We start from the raw sequence: 18,517 nt of genomic DNA on the forward strand, positions 1-18,517 counted from the left end.
AGCACGGAAGAAGGACCCTGTGAACGCGATCTTTCTCGATGCTGATCGCCGCCTGCGCGGCCCTTACACGCTCGCCGCCGCCCTCCTGGAGGCGCTCGTCCCCGACGCGCCTCCGGAGCTGGTCGCGGCCCACGACCTCGAGATCAACGTGGCGGCGCCCCATCTGGGCGTGCTGCTGACCAGGCGCTCCCTGGCGGCTTCGCTGCCCAGGCCGCAGCGCATCCTCATCCCCGGCGCCCGCCGCACGTTGCGCATCGCCAACGGGCTCGCCGAGTTCGTCCGCGACCACCTGCGCAGGGCGGGACCGGTCAGGCTGACCGTGGCCAACCTGGACGAGGCCGATCCCACCGACACCGAGCTGGTGGCGGTCTTCCGGCGGCGGATCCCGGCGGAGCTGCTGGAGATCGTCCGCGGGCCGTCCGCGCCTGGCGACCGGCCGCTGGTGGCCGACTTCGACCGCTACCGCGACGAGGGCTTCCACCACGCGATGGCCGAGTCCGGCCTGGGGGCGCTGCGCGGTATGGAGTACGACGCCGATCCCGAGGCCTGGCAGGTCCTCGTGCAGCGGGTCGCCGGCGCGCTCGAGGCCCTCGACCGAGAGGAGGAGGCCCGCGAGCTCTACGACAGGTCCCGGCGGCTGAGCACCGATCCCAAACACCGCGCCACGATCGCCTACGGCACGGCCATGCTGCTGGTGCGCCACCACGACCGGGTCAGGCGTGACCCCGAGCAGGCGCTGGCCTGGATCAACGAGGCCGTCACGATCACCGCGCTGCTGCCCGACCCCGCCGAGCGCGCCTTCCACCTGGGCTTCGACCTGAACGGCAAGGCCCTGGTCGAGGTCCGCAGGGCACGCTTCGCCGAGGCGCTGGCGCTGGTGGAGGAGGCCATCGCGCTGGCCGAGCAGGACCTGCGCGGCGTGCACCCGATCCACCGCCTGGTGCTGTACGCCAACCGGGCCCAGCTGCTGGCCATGGCGGGCCGGGTCCGTGAGGCGCTGGCCGACTACGCCACCGCGATCGAGGCCGACCCCGGCTACTCGGACTACTACCTGGAACGTGGCAATCTGCTGCACAAGCTGGGCCGCATGGGCGAGGCGCTGGCCGACTTCGAGCAGGTGATCAGGCTCAGCCCGCCCTTCCCCGAGGCGCACTACAACCGGGCCGAGGTGCGCTACGCCGCCGGCGACCTGGAGGGGGCGCTGGCGGACCTGGACTACGCTGCCGAGCTGGATCCCGACTTCGCGCCCACCTACGTCAACCGGGCCGGGCTGCACGCCGCCACCGGCGAGTACGGCAAGGCCGCCGACGACGTGGCACGCGGGCTTGAGCTGGATCCCGGCAACCCGTACCTGCTGTGCGTGCGCGGGCAGATCGAGGCGGCGGCGGGCAGGACGCGCGAGGCCAGGGCGGCCTACGACGCGGCGCTGGCGGTGGATCACGAGCTGGCGCCCGCCTGGGCGGGCCGGGCGGAGCTGTCGTTCCAGGAGGGTGACCACGCGGGGGCGCTGGCGGATCTCGGCTCGGCGATCAAGCTGGAGGAGACCGCCGCGCTGCTGTTCAACCGGGCTCTGGTGCTGCGGGCGGCCGGCCGTACCGAGGAAGCGCGGCAGGACCTGCTCAGGGCGGCCGGGCTGGATCCGGCCGACGAGGACGTCAGGCGCGCGCTCGGCTAGGGGCGGTTGAGCGGGCCGATGGGGACGACCAGCGGGGTGCCGGCGACGGGGTCCTCGATGACCTTGGCGTCCAGCTCGAAGACCTCGCGCAGCAGGTCCTCGGTCAGCACCTCGTGCGGCGGGCCGGCCGCGATCACCTTGCCGTCGCGCATGGCGACCAGCCGGTCGGTGTAGCGGGCGGCCAGGTTGAGGTCGTGCAGGACCATGACGATCGTACGGCCGGCCGCCCGGTGCAGGTGGCGCACCAGCTCCAGCACCTCCACCTGGTGGGCCAGGTCCAGGAACGTGGTCGGCTCGTCGAGCAGCAGCAGGTCGGTGCCCTGGGCCAGGGCCATGGAGATCCAGGCCCGCTGGCGCTGCCCGCCCGACAGCTCGTCCAGCGGCCGTTCCGCCAGGTCGGCCAGGCCGGTCAGCTCCAGCGCCTGGCCCACGGCGGCCTCGTCGTCGGAGGACCACTGGCGGTACCAGGTCTGGTGCGGGTGACGGCCCCTGGCCACCAGGTCGGCCACGGTCAGTCCCTCGGGTGCGGTGGGCGCCTGGGGGAGCACCGTGAGGGTCCTGGCCACCTCCTTGGTCGGGATGGCGGTGATGAGCCTGCCGTCGAGCAGCACCTCGCCGCCCTGCGGCTTGAGCAGCCTGCCCAGGGCGCGCAGCAGCGTGGACTTGCCGCAGCCGTTCGGGCCGATGATCGTGGTCACGGTGCCCGCCTCGATGCCGAGGTCGAGGCCGTCGACGATGACCCGCTCGCCGTAACCGAGCTTCACCGATTTGGCGTGCAACCTCACTTGTGGGCCCTCCAGATGAGGTGGATCAGGTACGGCGCGCCGAGCACCGCCGTCACGACGCCGACGGGCAGCTCCAGCGGCGAGAACGCGGTGCGCGCGATCAGGTCGGCGCCCGCGGTCAGGACGGCGCCGACCACGGCCGAGCACAGCAGCGGCGGCCGCGCGCAGCGCGCGAGCCGGAGCGCGATCTGCGGCGAGGCGAGCGCCACGAACGCGATCGGCCCGGCGGAGGCCGTCGCGACCGCGGCCAGCAGTACGGCGGCCAGGATCATCAGCGCCCTGGCCGGGTTCATCCGCACGCCCAGCGCGGTGACGGTGTCGTCGCAGAAGCGCAGCGCGTCCAGCGACCGGGTGCCCAGCAGGGTGAGCGGGACGAGCACGGCCAGCGCGATCGCCACGGGCACGACGTGCTCCCAGCCGCGGCCGTTGAGGGATCCGCTGATCCAGACCATGGCCCGGCCGGTGTCGTTGACGTCGCCGACGGTCAGCAGCCAGTACTTGACGTTGGTGAACACCGCGGCCACGCCGATGCCCACCAGCACGAGCCGGTAGCCGTCCAGGCCGCGCCGCCAGGCCAGCGCGTACACGACCGTGGCGCCGAGCAGGCCGCCGAGCAGCGCGAGCGCCGGGATGCCGAGCGTCGACAGCAGGCCGCTGACGCCGCCGGCCGTGGTGCCGGTGAGCACCACCCCCGCCACGACCGTGACGGAGGCGCCGGTGGTGACGCCGAGGATCTCGGGGCTGGCCAGCGGGTTGCGCGCGATGGACTGGATGATCGCGCCCGACAGCGCGAGCGCGGCGCCGACCAGCGCTCCGGTGAGCGCGCGGGGGAGCCGCAGCTCCATGATCACGAAGTGTTCCGGCATGGCGGCGTCGACCGTGGCGCGGAAGACGGTCCCCAGGGACATCGGCAGGTCGCCGATGCGCGTGTTCAGCGCCATCAGCAGGGCCAGCGCGGCCAGCCCGGCGACCACGATCACGACGCCGCGCAGCCGTACCTGCCAGGACAGACCGGCGATCCGCAGGGCATAGGTGGTGCTGTGTTCATTGATGACCTCGACAAGCTCGGTCATAGGCGCACCGGCTTCCTGCGGCGGACCAGGAAGACGAAGAACGGCGCGCCGATCAGCGCGAGCACCACGCCCACCTCCAGTTCCCCCGGCGGGGCCACGACGCGGCCGATCACGTCGGCGAACAGCAGCAGCGCGGCGCCGATCAGGCCGGAGTACGGCAGCAGCCAGCGGTGGTCGGTGCCCGACAGCGGGCGCGCCAGGTGCGGCACGATCAGCCCGACGAAGGCCAGCGAGCCGCACGCCGCCACCGCGGCGCCCGACAGCAGTGTCACGGCGGCCACGCCGATGCCGCGGGTGAGCGCGATGTTCTGGCCGAGGCTGCGGGCGACGTCCTCGCCGAGCGCCAGCGCGTTCAGCCCGGGTGCGTTGATCATCGCCAGCACCAGCCCGGCCAGGATGAACGGCAGCACCTGCCAGGCCACCTCGGAGCCGCGGCCCGCGATCGAGCCGGCCTGCCAGAACCTGAACACGTCCATGGCCTGCTCGTCCAGCAGCACGATGGCCGAGGTCAGCGCGTAAAGGAAGGCGCTGACGGCGGTGCCTGCCAGCGCCAGCGTGACCGGGGTCGGGCCGCCCCTGCCGCCGACCATGCCCAGCGCGAACACGCCCACGCTGGCGATCAGCGCGCCCGCCAGGCCGAACCAGATGTAGCCGAGCAGGCTGGACGTGCCCAGCAGGATGATCGAGGCCACCATGGCGAACGCGGCGCCCTGGGTGACGCCGAGCAGCCCGGGGTCGGCCAGCGGGTTGCGGGTGTGGCCCTGCATGAGCGCGCCCGCGACGCCCAGCGCGATCCCGGCCATGACGCCGAGCGCGGTACGCGGCAGGCGCAGGGACCGGATGACGATGTCGTTCTCGGTGCCGTCCGGGTTGGCGAGCGCGTGCCAGGCGTCGGCCAGCGGCACGGACTTCGAGCCGATCGTGATGCTCAGGACCACCGCAAGCGCCACTGCGGCGAGCAGGACGACCAGGACGAGCAGGCGACTGCGGCGGATGCCGTGAAGGCGCACAGCGGTCGCGGTCACCCGTTCCTCCTCAGCATTTGCCCGATCCTGGTGAAGTATGCCAGGTTAGGCAGTCCTAACCTAAATTAGGTTTACCTAACCTTAGAAGGGGATCTACATGAGAGCGTTGCGCGTCCTGGTCGGCGCGGTCGTGATCGCCGGGCTCGCTGCCTGCGGGAGCACGTCGCCAAGCAGCACGTCGTCGGACAAGCCGTTCAGGACCGTGAAGCACGCGATGGGCGAGACCAGGATCCCGGCGCAGCCCAAGCGGATCGTCGCGCTCGACCAGAGCTTCGTCGACGCCACGCTCACGCTGGAGACGCCCGTGGTCGGCTACACGACCTACCGCTCCATCGAGACCAAGCTGCCCGACTACCTCGGCCCGCTCGCCCAGCAGTACGGCAAGGAGGCCACCGCGGTCGGCACGCTCGAGCAGCCCAGCCTTGAGAAGATCATGGCGCTCAAGCCCGACCTGATCCTGTCGGCCAAGGTCCGCCACGAGGCCCTCTACGACAAGCTGTCCAAGATCGCGCCGACCGTCTTCAGCGAGACCACCGGCGCCATCTGGAAGGACAACGTCCGCCTGGTGGGGCGGGCGCTCGGCAAGGAGCAGCTGGCCGAGACGCGCATCAAGGAGTACGAGGACAGGGCGCACAAGATCGGGCAGGAGATCCAGGCCAAGGACGGCAAGCTGCCCGCGATCTCGATCGTCCGCTTCGCCGGTGAGCCCACGACCCGCCTGTACGTGGAGAACTCCTACTCGGGCATCGTCATGAAGGACATCGGCTTCACCCGGCCCGCCTCGCAGCCCAAGGACCCCGCCAAGATCGCCGTCGACGTCAGTGCGGAGAACATCGCCCAGCTCGACGCCGACCACATCTTCGTCTCCACCTTCCCGGACGCCTCGACCGACGGGCCGAAGCAGAAGTTCGTCACCAACCCGCTGTGGGCCAAGCTACGGGGCAAGCAGCACGAGGTCAGCGACCTCACCTGGATGAGCGCCGTCGGCCTCCAGGGCGCCCACGCCATCCTCGACAACGTGGCGGCTTTCTTCTCCGTCGACCGCGCTCGTTCTTCTTGAGGCTTCGTGACAAGGCTCTTGCTTCTTGAAGGTTCGTGACAAGGCTCTTGTACGGCAGGCCGCCGCCACCGGCCGCCCGCCGCACTCCGGCTGACGGCCCGTGCCCTGCGCGTCCGGCGAGTCGATGATGGTTGCCCGCCGCCACGGCGCTTCGTCATCCGCGCACCACGGTCCCCCTGGCCCGCCGTACAGGGCGCCGGACGACCGCCGCGCGTCTCCTCGCCGACCCCGGCGCGGGAAGCCCGCCGTGGAGACCGCCCAGGCAAGCCCGGTTCCTGCGTCCCCGGTTCCGGGGGTTTCCAAGCGCCGGGTCGGCGGGGTGTGGGTCGGTGAAAGTCGGCGCCCTGTGCGGTGGGCTACCCGAGACCGTGGTGCCCGCGAAACGAAGCGTCGTGATGGCGAGCAAGGATCCCCGACTCGCCAGAAGCGCCGGTCACGGGTCCTCAGCCGAAATGTGAAGGGCGGCCGGTGGCGGCGGCTCGCCGTACAGGAGCTAGCTAAAAGAGCTCGCCGTACAGGAGCTGGCTCAAAAGCAACTCGCCGGACAGGAGCTGCTAGCTCAACAGGAAGTCGTGGAAGGTGGCGAGGTGGGGGGCGATGTCCATGCCCTGGGCGGTGATCCAGGTGGTGCTGGCGTAGGTGTCCTTGTAGCGGGTGCCGGAGTCGCAGATCAGGGTGACCACGCTGCCGTGCTCGCCCGCGGCGCGCATCTCGCGGATGAGGTCGACGCAGGCCGCGACGTTGGTGCCGGTGGAGCCGCCGACGTCGCGGCCGGTGACCTCGCGTACCCAGTGCATGGCCGCGATCGAGCGGTCGTCCGGCACCTGGATCATGCGGTCGATCACGCTGGGCTGGAAGGACGGCTCGACGCGCGGCCGGCCGATGCCCTCGATGCGCGAGCCCCTGCCCTTCAACGACAGGTCCTCCGACACCCACGCCGGGTAGAAGGCCGAGCCCTCCGGGTCGACGACCGCCAGGCGGGTGGCGTGACAGCGGTAGCGGATGTAGCGGCCGATCGTGGCGGACGTGCCGCCGGTGCCGGCGCCGACCACGATCCAGGCGGGCTCGGGATGGGGCTCCATCGACATCTGGGAATAGATCGACTCGGCGATGTTGTTGTTCCCGCGCCAGTCGGTGGCCCGCTCCGCGTAGGTGAACTGGTCCATGAAGTGGCCGCCTGTCTCGGCGGCCAGCCGGTGAGATTCGTCATAGATCGAGGCCGGGTCGTCGACCAGGTGGGACTTGCCGCCGTAGAACTCGATCAGGTGGATCTTCTCCGGCGAGGTGCTCGCCGGCATCACGGCGATGAACGGCAGGCCGAGCAGGCGGGCGAAGTACGCCTCGCTGACGGCGGTGGACCCGCTGGACGCCTCGACGATCGTGGTGGTGGGTCCGATCCATCCGTTGGCCAGCCCGTAGAGGAACAGTGACCTGGCCAGCCGGTGCTTCAGTGAACCGGTGGGGTGCACCGACTCGTCTTTCAAGTAGAGGTTTACCCCCCAACGGGAGGGCAGCGGGAAGACGTGCAGATGCGTATCACAGCTTCGGTTGGCGTCGGCCTCCACCAGGCGGATGGCCTCCGAGACCCACCGGCGTGTCACCGCGTCGTGACGGTCGGCAAACTCCATAGCCCTTAACTTATCCCATGTGACTCTGGCCACTTTTTCCGCGAAATTGGATGAAGAGTGTTACGATAATGAGACTTGTCCGGCCGTGGACGTGACCACGCACGCCGCGAGCAGAATGGACGTTTACCTCTCTGACCAGGCAGAACTGTTAACGCAGCCCTTACGTGTGGTTTGCGAAGATGGCGAAGCTGTCGGCGGCATGTGCCGAAAATGGGGGATAGCGCAAGGGGGAATGAATTGATCACTATGACCGAAGAGCAGCGTCAGGACTGGTTCGAGCGCGACGTCGTGCCCGTGACCTCGCAGCTGTTCGCCTCCGCGATGCGCCTGACCCGCAACACCGCCGACGCCGAGGACCTGGTCCAGGAGACGGTCGCCAAGGCGTACACGTCCTACCACCAGTTCCGCGAGGGCACCAACCTCAAGGCCTGGCTGCATCGCATCCTCACCAACAACTTCATCAACGACTACCGGAAGAAGCAGCGCTCTCCGAAGCTCTCGGCCGCCGAGGACATCGAGGACTGGCAGCTGCACGCCGCCGAGTCGCACACCTCGACCGGGCTGAAGTCCGCCGAGGCCGAGGCGCTCGACCGGCTCCCGGACAACGTCGTGATGAACGCGCTGCGCTCCCTGCCCGATGACTTCCGCGTCGCCGTCTACCTGGCCGACGTCGAGGGCTTCGCCTACAAGGAGATCGCGGAGAGGATGGGCACGCCGATCGGCACGGTCATGTCCCGTCTGCACCGAGGCCGCCGCCAGCTGCGCGGCATGCTCGAGGGGTACGCCCGCGAGGAGGGTGCCATCCGGCTACCCGCCCAGCGCGCCGCCGCCTAAGCCCATGTGCAGGCGCACCCTGAGCATCCCGTTCCCGGCGCGCAGTTCCACCAGATCGCACAGCTGACGACTTATCCAGAGCCCGTATCCCCGAGGGGATTCGGGCTCTGGTGGTATGTAGCCCGGCAGCGGGTCGTCGAGTGCGCCGCCGGGCTCGGTTATCTCGCAGACCAGCTCCCTGCCGTTGACCCACATCGTGATCGTGCCGTGGCCGGCGCCGTGCTCGACGCTGTTGGCCGCGATCTCCGACACGCTCAGCACCAGCGAGGCGATCAGATTGCGGTCCATGCCCGCCGCCCTGGCGTAGTCGCCGACGGTCTGGCGCAGCCGTTTGAGCTCCCGGGCGGTGAAGTCGGCGGAACGGGTCGTGCCGCTCGGTCCCGGCAGCGGCGCCCTGTCGCCGTTGAGCACCAGCTCGTGCGGCGGCACGAAGCCCTCGCTCGGGTTCTCGCCGCCCTCGCCCAGCTCGAAGGGGTGGGTGAGCGGGCCGTACTCGAGTACGGCGGGCGGCACCACCCGCACGTCATACAGGCACAGCATGGTCGCCGGGACGTCGCCGAACGCGGCGTTGACCACGGACTCGTAGCGGATCCACTCGCGTACCTCGCGCTCACTCCTGCCCGCCCAGACCGGTTCGCCGATCACGAGCGTGCGGCGGCCACGGACGTACTCGTGGCCGGCGGCCAGCGCCCTGGGCGGATGGGCGTACCAGGAGGCGGCCTCGCGCCGGTCGACCCCGGCGGCGTCGCTGCCGAGCGCGTCGGTCAGCAGATCGAGCTTGGCCCGGTCGGTGATCGCCAGCACCCGCCTGCCGTCGGCCAGGGCGGCGCGCACCCGAGGGACGATGAGTCGGAGAAATGCCTCATCAGAGCCGTAAGGCACCGTAATGTGCTTCAACGACTCGGTAGTTGAACGTGCCCGCTCCGGGTGCACGGCCGAACCGTAGCAAGCGTTTGTCTAGCTATGCAACGGAGGCGATGAGCGCCACCGCTCCCAGCGCGCAGGCGACCCCCGCGATCTGGATTCCGCGCAGCCGTTCACCGAGCACCTGGCGGGCCAGCAGCAGCGTGCTGGCCGGGTAGAGGGAGACGAGCACGGCGACCAGGCTGAGCAGCCCGTGCTGCTTGGCCAGCAGGTAGAGCACGTTGGCGGCCATGTCGAGCACACCGGCCGCGAGGATGATGTGCAGCGAGCCGCCGGACGGCTTGAGCGTGCGCCGTGTCACCACGGCCAGCAGCACCACCATGGCCAGCGAGGACATCCTGGCCCCGACCAGCGGCCACATGCCGGTGTCGTCGGGTGCCAGGGCGAGCAGGATGAAGAAGCCGCCGAAGCCCGCACCCGCCGCCAGGGCGATGAGCACCGAGCTCAGCGAGGTCTTCCGCGCGCCGCCGCGGTCCTGACTGACCAGCAGCACCGAGGCCAGCGCGAGCACGATCCCCGCCAGTGCCACGGGGTGCGGACGCTCCCCGGTCACCAGGCCGAACAGGACCGGCAGCGCGGCCGAGGTCACCGCCGTGGTGGGCGCGACCACGGACATCACGCCCCTGGCCAGCGCCCGGTAGAACAGCACCAGCCCGGCCGCGCCGGCGACGCCCGAGGCAAGCCCCCACAGCAACGCCCGCTCGTCGAAGTGGCCGGGCAGGATCGGCAGCAGCGCCAGGATCAGGATCAACCCGGCCGACTGCGACAGCGCCACGACCGAGAGCACGCGGGATCGCTTGGTGGCCAGTCCGCCGAAGAAGTCGGCCGTGCCGTACACCACCGCGCAGGCGGTCGCCAGGATCACCGCGGTCACATTTCACCTCAGTTCAGTCAAATACACTACTAGGACAATATAGTGTCCTTTGTGGAGGATCCAGAAACGATCACGCAGGCCATCGCGAACAACGTGCGCGCCCAGCGTTCTCATCGGGGGCTCACGCTGGACGCGCTGGCCGCCAGATCGGGCGTGAGCAGGGGGATGCTCGTCCAGGTCGAGCAGGGCAGGACCAACCCCAGCGTGTCGACGCTCACCCGGATCGCCTCCGCGCTCGGCGTCACCGTGGCACGGCTCGTGGAGGTCTCCGACGTGCCCGTGGTCCGCATCGTCGACAAGTCCGACGTGGTCACCTTCGACCAGGGCGCCGTGCAGGCCAGGCTGCTCGTCGGCGCCGACTCGCCGATGATCCTGGAGCTGTGGGACTGGCACCTGGCGCCGGGAGAGCACCACGACGGCGACGCCCACCCACCCGGCACCCGCGAGATGCTGACCGTGCTCGCGGGGGAGCTGACCCTGACGGTGTACGGCAAGAGCCACGTCGTCCGGACCGACGACGCCGTCCTGTTCACCGCCGATCGCCCGCATCGTTACGCGAATCTGGGTACGGAGGATCTTCGGTTGATCATGGTCGTGGCGGAGCCGCGCGAGGTTACCGACCAATAACGGCGGAACGGCTCCAGATCACTTGACGGAGTTCCATGATTACTCCATGTCCTTGACGCCTGGTGGCCAATGCTGGGTACATCCCTTGGTGTGCGGCGAATCGTCAGCAGGGGGAAGCCTGTGACCGAGTCCGGCGCGGCGACGGAGAAGCTCCGTGCGGAGCTGCAGACACTCGGTGTGACCACCGCTTACGACGTGGGTGACGAGGCGACCCTGTCGGTCTGGATCGGTCTGGTCGTGCGCTACAGGGACGGCCTTTACCGCTGGCAGGAAGGGACGGTGCAACGTCGGCATTTGGGTACGGATCCGGTTGGATGTGCCATAAGAGTGGCGCGTCGCTATACCGAACTGCAGGCGGATATCCCACCTTGGTGGGACGACCTGGCCAAGGAACTGCGGGGGGACCCGGCCCAGGAATATCCGTAACCCCCGCATGTGCTTTCGGGGGGAAGCATGCGCGCCTGGGTGGCACCGCTGGCGTTGCTGGCGGTGGCGGGATGCGGGGCGATCCATCCGCTGATGGACGTGCCTGCGGTCCCGGCGCTCCCGCCGATGGTCGTCGATCGCAGCACCCTGGCCAAACGGCTCATCGCCATGCAGCCCGGCTGGCCCGCCAAACCCAACTGCCGGCGGGTCAAGTGCGTCGCGCTCACCTTCGACGACGGGCCGGGCCCGTACACCAACCACCTGCTCGACATCCTGCACCGGCGCGGCGTCAAGGCCACGTTCTTCCTGATCGGGCAGAGCGTCGCCGCCGACAGGGGCCGGACCGTGCGCAGGATCCTGGCCGAGGGCCATGAGATCGGCAACCACACCTGGAATCACCCGCAACTGTCGATGCTCTCCAGGCCCGGGATCAGGTACCAGCTCACGCGCACCGAGCGGCTGGTCAAGCGGCTGACAGGTGTCCACATGCGCATGATGCGCCCGCCGTACGGGGCGACCGATCGCCGCGTCGCGGCCGAGTGCCGGCGCGAGGGGCTGGCGCAGATCCTGTGGACCGTCGACACGAACGACTGGCGCGACCGCGTCTCCTCGATCGTGGCCAGGCGCGCCGGAGCCGCCAAACCCGGCTCGATCATCCTCATGCACGACATCCACCGCACCACCGTCGCAGCCGTGCCCCGGCTGATCGACAAGCTCAAGCACAAGGGCTACACGTTCGTGACCGTCCCCGATCTGTTCGGCAAGCCGCTGGTACCAGGCAGGAAATATGTTGAAAGATGAAGTGATCAAGGGTTACAGCTTCGACGGGCCGACCGTGGATCTCGGCGCGCTGGCCGTCGACGGCGAAGGAGTTCCCGAGGCGCAGGTCCGGCTGCCGCTGCGGATGCTCAACCGCCACGGCCTGGTCGCCGGCGCCACCGGTTCAGGCAAGACCATCACGCTGCAGGTGATGGCCGAACAGCTGTCGGCGCAGGGCGTCCCGGTCTTCCTGGCCGACGTCAAGGGCGACCTGTCCGGGATCGCCTCACCGGGGGAGTCCTCGGACAAGCTGCTCAAGCGCACCGCCGGGCTCGGGCAGGACTGGAAGCCGCAGGCCTGCCCCACCGAGTTCTACGCGCTGGGCGGGATCGGCGAGGGGATCCCGCTGCGGGCCACGATGAGCTCGTTCGGACCCACGTTGCTGTCGAAGGTGATGGGGCTCAACGAGACCCAGGAGTCCTCGCTCGGGCTGATCTTCCACTTCGCCGACCAGCAGGGGCTGCCGCTGCTCGACATGAAGGACCTGCAGTCGGTCATCCAATACCTCATCGACAACCCCGACGCGCTCAAGGGCGTGGGCGGGCTGTCCAAGCAGACCGCCGGGGTGATCCTGCGGTCCCTGACTAACCTGTCCGCGGAGGGGGCCGACCAGTTCTTCGGCGAGCCCGAGTTCGACACGGCCGACCTGATGCGGGTGGCTCCCGACGGGCGGGGCGTCGTCTCGGTTCTGGAGCTGCCTGCCGTACAGGATCGGCCTGCTCTGTTCTCCACCTTCCTGATGTGGCTGCTCGCCGACCTGTTCAGCGGGCTGCCCGAGGTGGGGGACGTGGACAAGCCCAAGCTGGTGTTCTTCTTCGACGAGGCGCACCTGCTGTTCACCGACGCCTCCAAGGAGTTCCTGCGCTCGATCACGCAGACCGTGCGGCTGATCAGGTCCAAGGGGGTCGGCGTGTTCTTCGTCACGCAGACGCCCAAGGACGTGCCCTCCGACGTGCTGGCGCAGCTCGGCGCCCGGGTGCAGCACGCGCTGCGGGCCTTCACGCCGCAGGACGCCAAGGCGCTGCGCGCCACGGTCTCGACGTTCCCCCACTCCTCCTACGACCTGGAGGAGGTGCTGACCCAGCTCGGGATCGGCGAGGCGATCGTGACCGTGCTGGGGGAGGAGGGCATCCCGACGCCGGTGGTCTGGACGCGGATCCTGGCTCCGCAGACGCGGATGGGGCCTTCAGATCCAGCGTTCGTGCAGTCGGTGATCGCCGGGTCGCCGTTGCGGCCCAAGTACGCCGAGCCCATCGACCGCCAGTCGGCCTACGAGATCCTGGCCGCTCGGCTCGCGCCTCCTGCTCACGAGGTTTCTGAGGAGCCGGCGCCTCGGCGGGAGGAGCAGTCGTCGGTGCTCGAGTCCGTGCTGGGTTCGTCCGTCTTCAAGTCCTTCGCCCGGTCGGCTGCCAGCTCGCTCGGGCGCGAGATCAGCAGGTCGATCTTCGGTACGGCACGGCGGCGGCGGTAACTGTCGGCGCGGCGTGGCACCCTTGTCCGCATGGGGTTCACCGGCTTTCCCGACGAGGCCTTCGTGTTCTACGAGGGGCTCGAGGCTGACAACAGCAAGACGTACTTCACGCGGCACAAGCACTTCTACGACGATGCCGTGCGGGCGCCCATGGTCGCGCTCACCGACGCGCTGGCCGGCGAGTTCGGTGAGGCGCAGCTCTTCCGTCCCTACCGCGACGTCCGTTTCTCCAAGGACAAGTCGCCGTACAAGACGCACCAGGGCGCCTTCGTCGACTTCGTGCCCGGGATCGGGCTCTACGTCCAGCTGGACGCCTCCGGCCTCTACACGGCGGGCGGCGTCTACACGCAGGCCTCCGACCAGGTGGCCCGCTTCCGTGCCGCCGTGGACGAGGACATCTCCGGCAAACCCCTCGAATCCATCGTGGACGCGCTCCGCGCCGCAGGCTACTCCATCGACGGAGACCGCCTCAAAACCCGCCCCCGCGGCGTCCCGGAGGGCCACCCCCGCCTCGACCTCCTCCGCCACCGCTCCCTCTACGCCGGCCGCCGCTTCGACCCGGAACCCTGGATCCACACCCCCGAGGTCATCGACCGCGTCCGCCAAACCTGGCGCGCCTACGCCCCCTTGCTCGACTGGCTCTCCACCCACGTCCGCGCCTCCGAACTCCCCCGCCGCTAACCCTCCGCAGCCCCCGGCATCCCGCCACGCACGCCACGGGCCCGGACCCACGTCACGCGGAACCCAGCGCCCTGGTTCGGCAAGCGCCCTGGTGATTCCGTGACGCGGGGCAGCCGATCTCGAGCGCGTAGTGGCTGGTGATCACGCGACGTCGGGCAGGCGATCCGCGGGCGTGGAAGGCGGTGGCCCCGCGGCATACGGCACGCGGTGACCCGTCCCGCCGACGCGGCCACCCGCTGGTGCCGCGTCGGCGGGACGTTGTGCGGTGGTGCTCGGCGCCGTGTCGCGGTGGTTAGAGGGTGGGGTCGGGGCCGGGGCGGTGGAGGACTATGTAGTCGGTTGAGGCGTAGATCTGCTGGTAGCCGTTGGCCAGGAGGAGGTGGATGCGGGCCTGCTGTTCGGTGAGGTCCTTGAAGGGGAACGTCTTGCGGCTCTGGTCGGCTACCACCCACGGCGCCCAGCGGGGGGTACGGTCCCACAGGAGGACCCGGTCGCGGGCCGTGAGTGCGGGTGCCAGGTTGTTGGCAGCCTCGACCAGCACCCCGTCCGGCACCTTGGCGACCGCCGCCGCGGCAGCCCGCTCCCGCTGATCGATCCGGTACGACTCAGGATCCGCCACCTGCGCCAACGAGAAGAACGGCACCGCCCCGACGGCGAACGCCAGCACGCCGGCGGCCCACCCCCGCACCACCCAATCCCACGACCGCCCGACCCTCTCGCGCGCCCGCCCGAGCCACGCGGGCGGCCATGCCAGCCGTTCGCCCATCCGCCCCAGCCACGCGAGCGACCGTACCAGCCGTTCGCGCGCCCGGCCCAACCGTCCAGTGGGCCATGACAGGCGCCCTAGCCACGCGGGCGACTGTGCCGGCCGTACAGAGGACTGAGTCGGCAGGGCATGGGGGGTCGCTGGGCGTTCGTGTGGGCGGAGGCGGGACAGGCCGTCGACCGCGGCGGCGAAGACGGTCACGATGAGGAAGGCGTTGTAGTGGTACGCGGGCACCCACCAGTTGGGGAAGGAACTGGCCAGCAGGCGCTCCGCCAGCAGCGGCACCGTGGCCAGGACCAGCGGTGACAGCAGCGCCGCGCCCAAGGTGACGGCGAGCAGGAGGCCGAGCGTGGCGAGTTTGACCGGGGGCGTCCAGAGTTGGGCGACGACCGCGAGCGGGTCCGTCACCGCGGTCCTGACGACGCCCGAGACGTTCGGCCCGAGCGCGCCGTACGCCCAGTAGTAGTCAGGCCGCCCACCGAAGGCGGGGACGAGCACCTGCGTGGCGAGCCAGGTGTAGACGAGCCCCCCGACCACGAACGAGACGCCCATGACCCGCCACCCCGCCCGGGTGAGCAGAAAGAGCCCGAACCCGGCGACCAGCAGCCCCATGTCCTCCTTGACGCACAGCAGCGCCACGGCCGCCAGGATGACGGGCAGTCGCCGTCCGGCCTGCCAGCGTTCCAGCATCAGCCCGGTCAGCAGCGGCACGAAGGCCACCTCGTGGAAGTCGAACGCCACGGTCTCGGCCACCGGCCAGGAGATCGCGTAGGCCGCGGACACCGCGTACGCCGGCCACCTGCCGAGCGCGCGCCACGTGAACACCCACAGCGGGACCACCGCCGCGGCGAGCAGTACGGCCTGCGCCACGAGCAGCGTCACCGGCCCGTCGAACACCCAGTACAGCGGCGCCAGCACGGCCAGGATCGGCGACCAGTGATCCCCCAGCACGCTGAACCCGGCGCCGAAGTCGTTGTGCACGCCCTTGACGATCGCGATCGGCAGCTGGAACCTCGAGTACGACCGCACGGCCTGGTCGAAGATCACCAGGTCGTAGGCCCCCGCCTTGAAGTTGGCCACCCTGACGAGGGACAACACCACGTAGACGACGGCCGCCGCCCCGGCGAGGACCGCCACCCCGACCCGATCCCCCCGCCGCACCGCCACCTCCCCGCACGCCCGCCCCACACGGGCCGATCCCCGCACCCTATCCACGCCCAAGCCATCCCAAGTACGGCCGGCCCACCCCAGAGAACCGCCTCCGCCGAAGCACACCCGTGACGCTCACGCGGCCTGCCGTAACCCGTGAGCCCCAAGGCCGCAGCCAGTGAGGGGTTAGGGGGATTGGGTGGCGCCTTGGAGGATGTGTTCTACGGTTTGGCCGGCGGCTGTGGTGGCGGCGGCGGTGCCGAAGGCGATGATGACGGCGATGAGGGGCGTGGCGAGGCTGCGGATGCTGCGGATGTTGCGCACCCGCCCCCAGGGCTCCCCGGCGAGGTGCATGATCCGCCACTCCCAGTAGAGCCCGAGCCCGAGCGACACCAGCGCCACCTTACCCACCACGATGGCGACGACCTGGACCTTGTCCAGCGCCCCGAGATCCGGCTGGAAGAGTGTCGGCAAATATCCGGACAGCTCGGTGAGCAGCGCCGCCACCATCAGGTGAAGCGCCTTGGTCATCGGCTGCGTCCCCCGCAACCGCGGATAGAAATATCCGTACAAAAACCCAAAAGCCGGAAGAGTCAGCAAATATCGGGAATCGAAGAGGAAACTGGAAAGATCGGGACCCGCCGGCCAGCCGTACACGAGCAGGAACGGCAAGCTCAAAAGCAGACTGATGACGAAAGCGTTCACCCCGTTGTGCCAGGGCGAGCAGCCCGCCGCCGTCCCGAAGGCGCTCTCCCTGCCATCGGCGTGCAGCGCCCGCTCCAGATCGCGCCGCCGCCGGTCGAAGTCCCCCAGCGTCATCTCCCCAGATCCGAGCCGCCCCCGCCCCAGCCGGTACAGCTCCTGCTCGGAGATCTGCAGGAGCCGCCGGTGCAACGCGTTCCTGACCAGCTCCCGATGCTCGGCGGGCGTGGCGGGCTCGGCGAACGGCGGATGCGTGCGCGCGAGCAGCCACCGGGCCGTCACCCAGGCCACGATCGAGGTGATCGACAGCACCGGCAGCGGCACCTGGCTGTCGGCGACCGTGACGGTGCCCCGCGGCGTCAGGTAGAGCACCATCAGCACGATGATCATCGTGGCCCCCGCCGCGGGCCGGTCGCCCTCCGCCACCGAGTCGCCGAGCCGGCGCAGCCGCAGCACCAGCAGCACGAACCCGAGCAGCAACAGCCCGAAGACCCCGCGCATCAGCGGCGTGAGCTCGAACGGCCCGATGGACGGCAGCTTCTCGGGCAGCGGCAGGCTCCACGACCCGGCGTCCAGCCACTCGGTCGGCCACCCCTGCACGAGCAGGCTGACCACGACGATGCCCAGTACGGTCACCCGCGACCAGCCCCGGGTCGCCACCGCCACGGTGGCGATCGGGATGATCGACCAGAAGAGCCCCAGGACCAGCCGGACGCTGTCGGGCGGGTACACCCCGGTCAGCAGCGCCCGTGTCCACAGGGCCAGCGCGAGCAGCCCGACCGCCGCCCCGGCCCACAGCAGGGCCAGCCGTACGACGACGATGGGCACGCCGAGGTCGGCGCTGAAGGCGATCGCCGAGCCCGCGGCGGCGACCGCGGCCGCGAGCGCCGTGGCCACCAGGACGGGACCGGGCAGCTGCTGGTGCAGCCACGACCAGGTCAGCATGCCGAAGCCGACGACGACCCCGAGCGCGGTCACGCCGAGCACGTCCGTGGTCGTCCACGGCGGGCTGGTCGGCACCACCCGGGCGGCGTGCCGTACGGCGAGCGCGGGTAGAGCGAGGAAGAGGATCACATAGGAGATGGGCGCCAGAGCGGGGTCGAACAGCGGGATCAGCAGCGTGGGCGCCGCCAGCACCAGCCCGACGACCAGCTCGCGGTTGGCCAGGCGCTGCCACCAGGCCGTGCCGAGCGACCGGAGCAGCAGCACGATCAGCACGATCGCGGTCAGGATGCCGAGCGCGGTACCCCAGGAGACGTCGTCGTGCGCCTCGGCCTCGGGATACGCGAAGAAGGAGGGCGCGAGCGCCAGCGTGACCCGGTTGGCCCCGACGGTGAACTGCAGGCGCCGCTGGCCCTCGTCATCCGGCTGGACGCCCTGCAGCCCGGTCACGGTCCAGCCCACGGGCGTCAGCGTGACCGTGCGGGTCACCACCAGCAGCGGCTTGGCCAGCGGCGCGTTGAAGTCCAGCTTGAGCACTTCTCCGCGCGGCAGCTGGCGCAGCAGCGTGACGGTGAACTCGGCGGTCGTCAGGCCCGCGAAGGAGGACAGGCGGGGCGCCAGCCGCGTGGTGGGCGCCAGCGCGAAGCCGTTGATCTTGACGGCGCCGAACCCGTCGTCGGTGAAGTGCTGGACGCTGTCCGGCGGGTCGAGCCCCTGCCGCAGGATGGGGACCAGGTAGTCGGCCTCGGCCATGCGCAGGCGGTGCGTGATCGTCACCTTGACCTGGCTCTGCCGCCCGTCCAGCCGCCCCTGCAGCGCGCCGGCCAGGTCGGCGCGGGTGGCCGGGCCGACCTGGATGTCGGTGGTGGCCACGCGCTCCCGCTCCACCCCTGGCCGGCGCTGCACGGCAGACACCTGCCACGGATACACCTGGGCGGAGGTCACCGACGGCTGCGCGCCCCGCACCGGCCGGGCGACAGCGGCACACCAGACGATGGCCCCCGCTGACACCACGGCCAGCCCGTAGGCCACGACCATCCGGAGCACCCCCACAGT

16 protein-coding genes are annotated in these 18,517 nt (G+C 70.3%); 8 read left to right on the plus strand and 8 right to left on the minus strand.

Annotated features, from left to right (window positions below; translation table 11 throughout):
• Positions 1-19: 19 nt before the first annotated feature.
• A complete protein-coding gene (locus ACIBHX_RS17470) occupies positions 20-1,675 on the plus strand; it encodes a tetratricopeptide repeat protein (RefSeq protein ID WP_397068109.1) in 1,656 nt (551 codons plus the stop codon).
• Here ACIBHX_RS17470 and ACIBHX_RS17475 read toward each other — a convergent pair.
• The 3 genes from ACIBHX_RS17475 to ACIBHX_RS17485 are packed head-to-tail and all read right to left on the minus strand — an operon-like array spanning position 1,672 to position 4,558.
• A complete protein-coding gene (locus ACIBHX_RS17475) occupies positions 1,672-2,460 on the minus strand; it encodes an ABC transporter ATP-binding protein (protein WP_397068110.1) in 789 nt (262 codons plus the stop codon). The two genes, ACIBHX_RS17470 and ACIBHX_RS17475, sit on opposite strands and share 4 nt — an antisense overlap.
• Positions 2,457-3,533: a FecCD family ABC transporter permease gene (locus ACIBHX_RS17480; RefSeq protein ID WP_397068111.1), complete on the minus strand. Its 1,077-nt coding sequence runs from the start codon at positions 3,531-3,533 to the stop codon at positions 2,457-2,459. The genes ACIBHX_RS17475 and ACIBHX_RS17480 overlap by 4 nt, the downstream gene beginning before the upstream one ends.
• The gene (locus tag ACIBHX_RS17485) at positions 3,530-4,558 is read right to left on the minus strand and encodes a FecCD family ABC transporter permease (protein ID WP_397068112.1); all 1,029 of its coding nucleotides are present in this window, start codon (positions 4,556-4,558) and stop codon (positions 3,530-3,532) included. Before ACIBHX_RS17485 ends, ACIBHX_RS17480 begins: the two co-directional genes overlap by 4 nt.
• Before the next feature lie 97 nt (positions 4,559-4,655).
• On the opposite strand from ACIBHX_RS17485, the gene ACIBHX_RS17490 reads away from it, so the two are divergent.
• A complete protein-coding gene (locus ACIBHX_RS17490; RefSeq protein WP_397068113.1) occupies positions 4,656-5,618 on the plus strand; it encodes an ABC transporter substrate-binding protein in 963 nt (320 codons plus the stop codon).
• Positions 5,619-6,172: 554 nt separating this feature from the next.
• Here the strand turns inward: ACIBHX_RS17490 and ACIBHX_RS17495 are convergent.
• Positions 6,173-7,246 carry a PLP-dependent cysteine synthase family protein gene (locus tag ACIBHX_RS17495; protein WP_397068114.1) on the minus strand — a complete coding sequence of 358 codons (1,074 nt, stop codon included), beginning with the start codon at positions 7,244-7,246 and terminating at the stop codon, positions 6,173-6,175.
• 246 nt (positions 7,247-7,492) lie between these two features.
• On the opposite strand from ACIBHX_RS17495, the gene ACIBHX_RS17500 reads away from it, so the two are divergent.
• Positions 7,493-8,080, plus strand: a complete 588-nt coding sequence (locus ACIBHX_RS17500; RefSeq protein ID WP_397068115.1) for a sigma-70 family RNA polymerase sigma factor — start codon at positions 7,493-7,495, stop codon at positions 8,078-8,080.
• Here the strand turns inward: ACIBHX_RS17500 and ACIBHX_RS17505 are convergent.
• The gene (locus tag ACIBHX_RS17505; RefSeq protein WP_397068116.1) at positions 8,054-9,013 is read right to left on the minus strand and encodes an anti-sigma factor RsbA family regulatory protein; all 960 of its coding nucleotides are present in this window, start codon (positions 9,011-9,013) and stop codon (positions 8,054-8,056) included. The genes ACIBHX_RS17500 and ACIBHX_RS17505 overlap by 27 nt on opposite strands.
• A 28-nt stretch (positions 9,014-9,041) precedes the next feature.
• Positions 9,042-9,878 (minus strand): EamA family transporter, encoded by an 837-nt coding sequence (locus tag ACIBHX_RS17510; RefSeq protein ID WP_397068117.1) that lies wholly within the window; start codon positions 9,876-9,878, stop codon positions 9,042-9,044.
• A gap of 51 nt (positions 9,879-9,929) precedes the next feature.
• Between ACIBHX_RS17510 and ACIBHX_RS17515 the strand changes: the two genes are divergently transcribed.
• The 5 genes from ACIBHX_RS17515 to ACIBHX_RS17535 all read left to right on the plus strand — a co-directional run bounded on the left by ACIBHX_RS17515 (position 9,930) and on the right by ACIBHX_RS17535 (position 13,902).
• Entirely contained in the window at positions 9,930-10,505 is a 576-nt protein-coding gene (locus ACIBHX_RS17515; protein WP_397068118.1) for a helix-turn-helix domain-containing protein, read from the plus strand.
• Between the two features lie 120 nt (positions 10,506-10,625).
• Positions 10,626-10,931, plus strand: a complete 306-nt coding sequence (locus tag ACIBHX_RS17520; RefSeq protein WP_397068119.1) for a hypothetical protein — start codon at positions 10,626-10,628, stop codon at positions 10,929-10,931.
• A 27-nt stretch (positions 10,932-10,958) separates the two neighbouring features.
• On the plus strand, positions 10,959-11,732 hold the full coding sequence (locus ACIBHX_RS17525) for a polysaccharide deacetylase family protein (RefSeq protein WP_397068120.1): 774 nt from the start codon (positions 10,959-10,961) through the stop codon (positions 11,730-11,732).
• Positions 11,719-13,221, plus strand: coding sequence for a helicase HerA-like domain-containing protein (locus tag ACIBHX_RS17530; RefSeq protein WP_397068121.1), 1,503 nt, complete (start codon positions 11,719-11,721; stop codon positions 13,219-13,221). The genes ACIBHX_RS17525 and ACIBHX_RS17530 overlap by 14 nt, the downstream gene beginning before the upstream one ends.
• 30 nt (positions 13,222-13,251) lie before the next feature.
• Positions 13,252-13,902 carry a DUF2461 domain-containing protein gene (locus tag ACIBHX_RS17535; protein ID WP_397068122.1) on the plus strand — a complete coding sequence of 217 codons (651 nt, stop codon included), beginning with the start codon at positions 13,252-13,254 and terminating at the stop codon, positions 13,900-13,902.
• 292 nt (positions 13,903-14,194) lie between these two features.
• On the opposite strand, the gene ACIBHX_RS17540 is transcribed toward ACIBHX_RS17535, so the two are convergent.
• The gene (locus ACIBHX_RS17540) at positions 14,195-15,829 is read right to left on the minus strand and encodes a DUF2079 domain-containing protein (RefSeq protein WP_397068123.1); all 1,635 of its coding nucleotides are present in this window, start codon (positions 15,827-15,829) and stop codon (positions 14,195-14,197) included.
• A 174-nt stretch (positions 15,830-16,003) separates the two neighbouring features.
• Entirely contained in the window at positions 16,004-18,514 is a 2,511-nt protein-coding gene (locus ACIBHX_RS17545) for a hypothetical protein (protein ID WP_397068124.1), read from the minus strand.
• Positions 18,515-18,517: the final 3 nt, after the last annotated feature.

This window comes from Nonomuraea sp. NPDC050536 (genome assembly GCF_044457685.1).
Lineage (GTDB): Bacteria > Actinomycetota > Actinomycetes > Streptosporangiales > Streptosporangiaceae > Nonomuraea.

Coding starts and splice junctions, on each gene's coding strand:
- ACIBHX_RS17490 (WP_397068113.1), top strand. CDS start 4,656: ATGAGAGCGTTGCGCGTCCTGGTCGGCGCGGTCGTGATCGCCGGGCTC.
- ACIBHX_RS17530 (WP_397068121.1), top strand. CDS start 11,719: ATGTTGAAAGATGAAGTGATCAAGGGTTACAGCTTCGACGGGCCGACC.
- ACIBHX_RS17495 (WP_397068114.1), bottom strand. CDS start 7,246: ATGGAGTTTGCCGACCGTCACGACGCGGTGACACGCCGGTGGGTCTCG.
- ACIBHX_RS17535 (WP_397068122.1), top strand. CDS start 13,252: ATGGGGTTCACCGGCTTTCCCGACGAGGCCTTCGTGTTCTACGAGGGG.
- ACIBHX_RS17525 (WP_397068120.1), top strand. CDS start 10,959: ATGCGCGCCTGGGTGGCACCGCTGGCGTTGCTGGCGGTGGCGGGATGC.
- ACIBHX_RS17500 (WP_397068115.1), top strand. CDS start 7,493: ATGACCGAAGAGCAGCGTCAGGACTGGTTCGAGCGCGACGTCGTGCCC.
- ACIBHX_RS17480 (WP_397068111.1), bottom strand. CDS start 3,533: ATGACCGAGCTTGTCGAGGTCATCAATGAACACAGCACCACCTATGCC.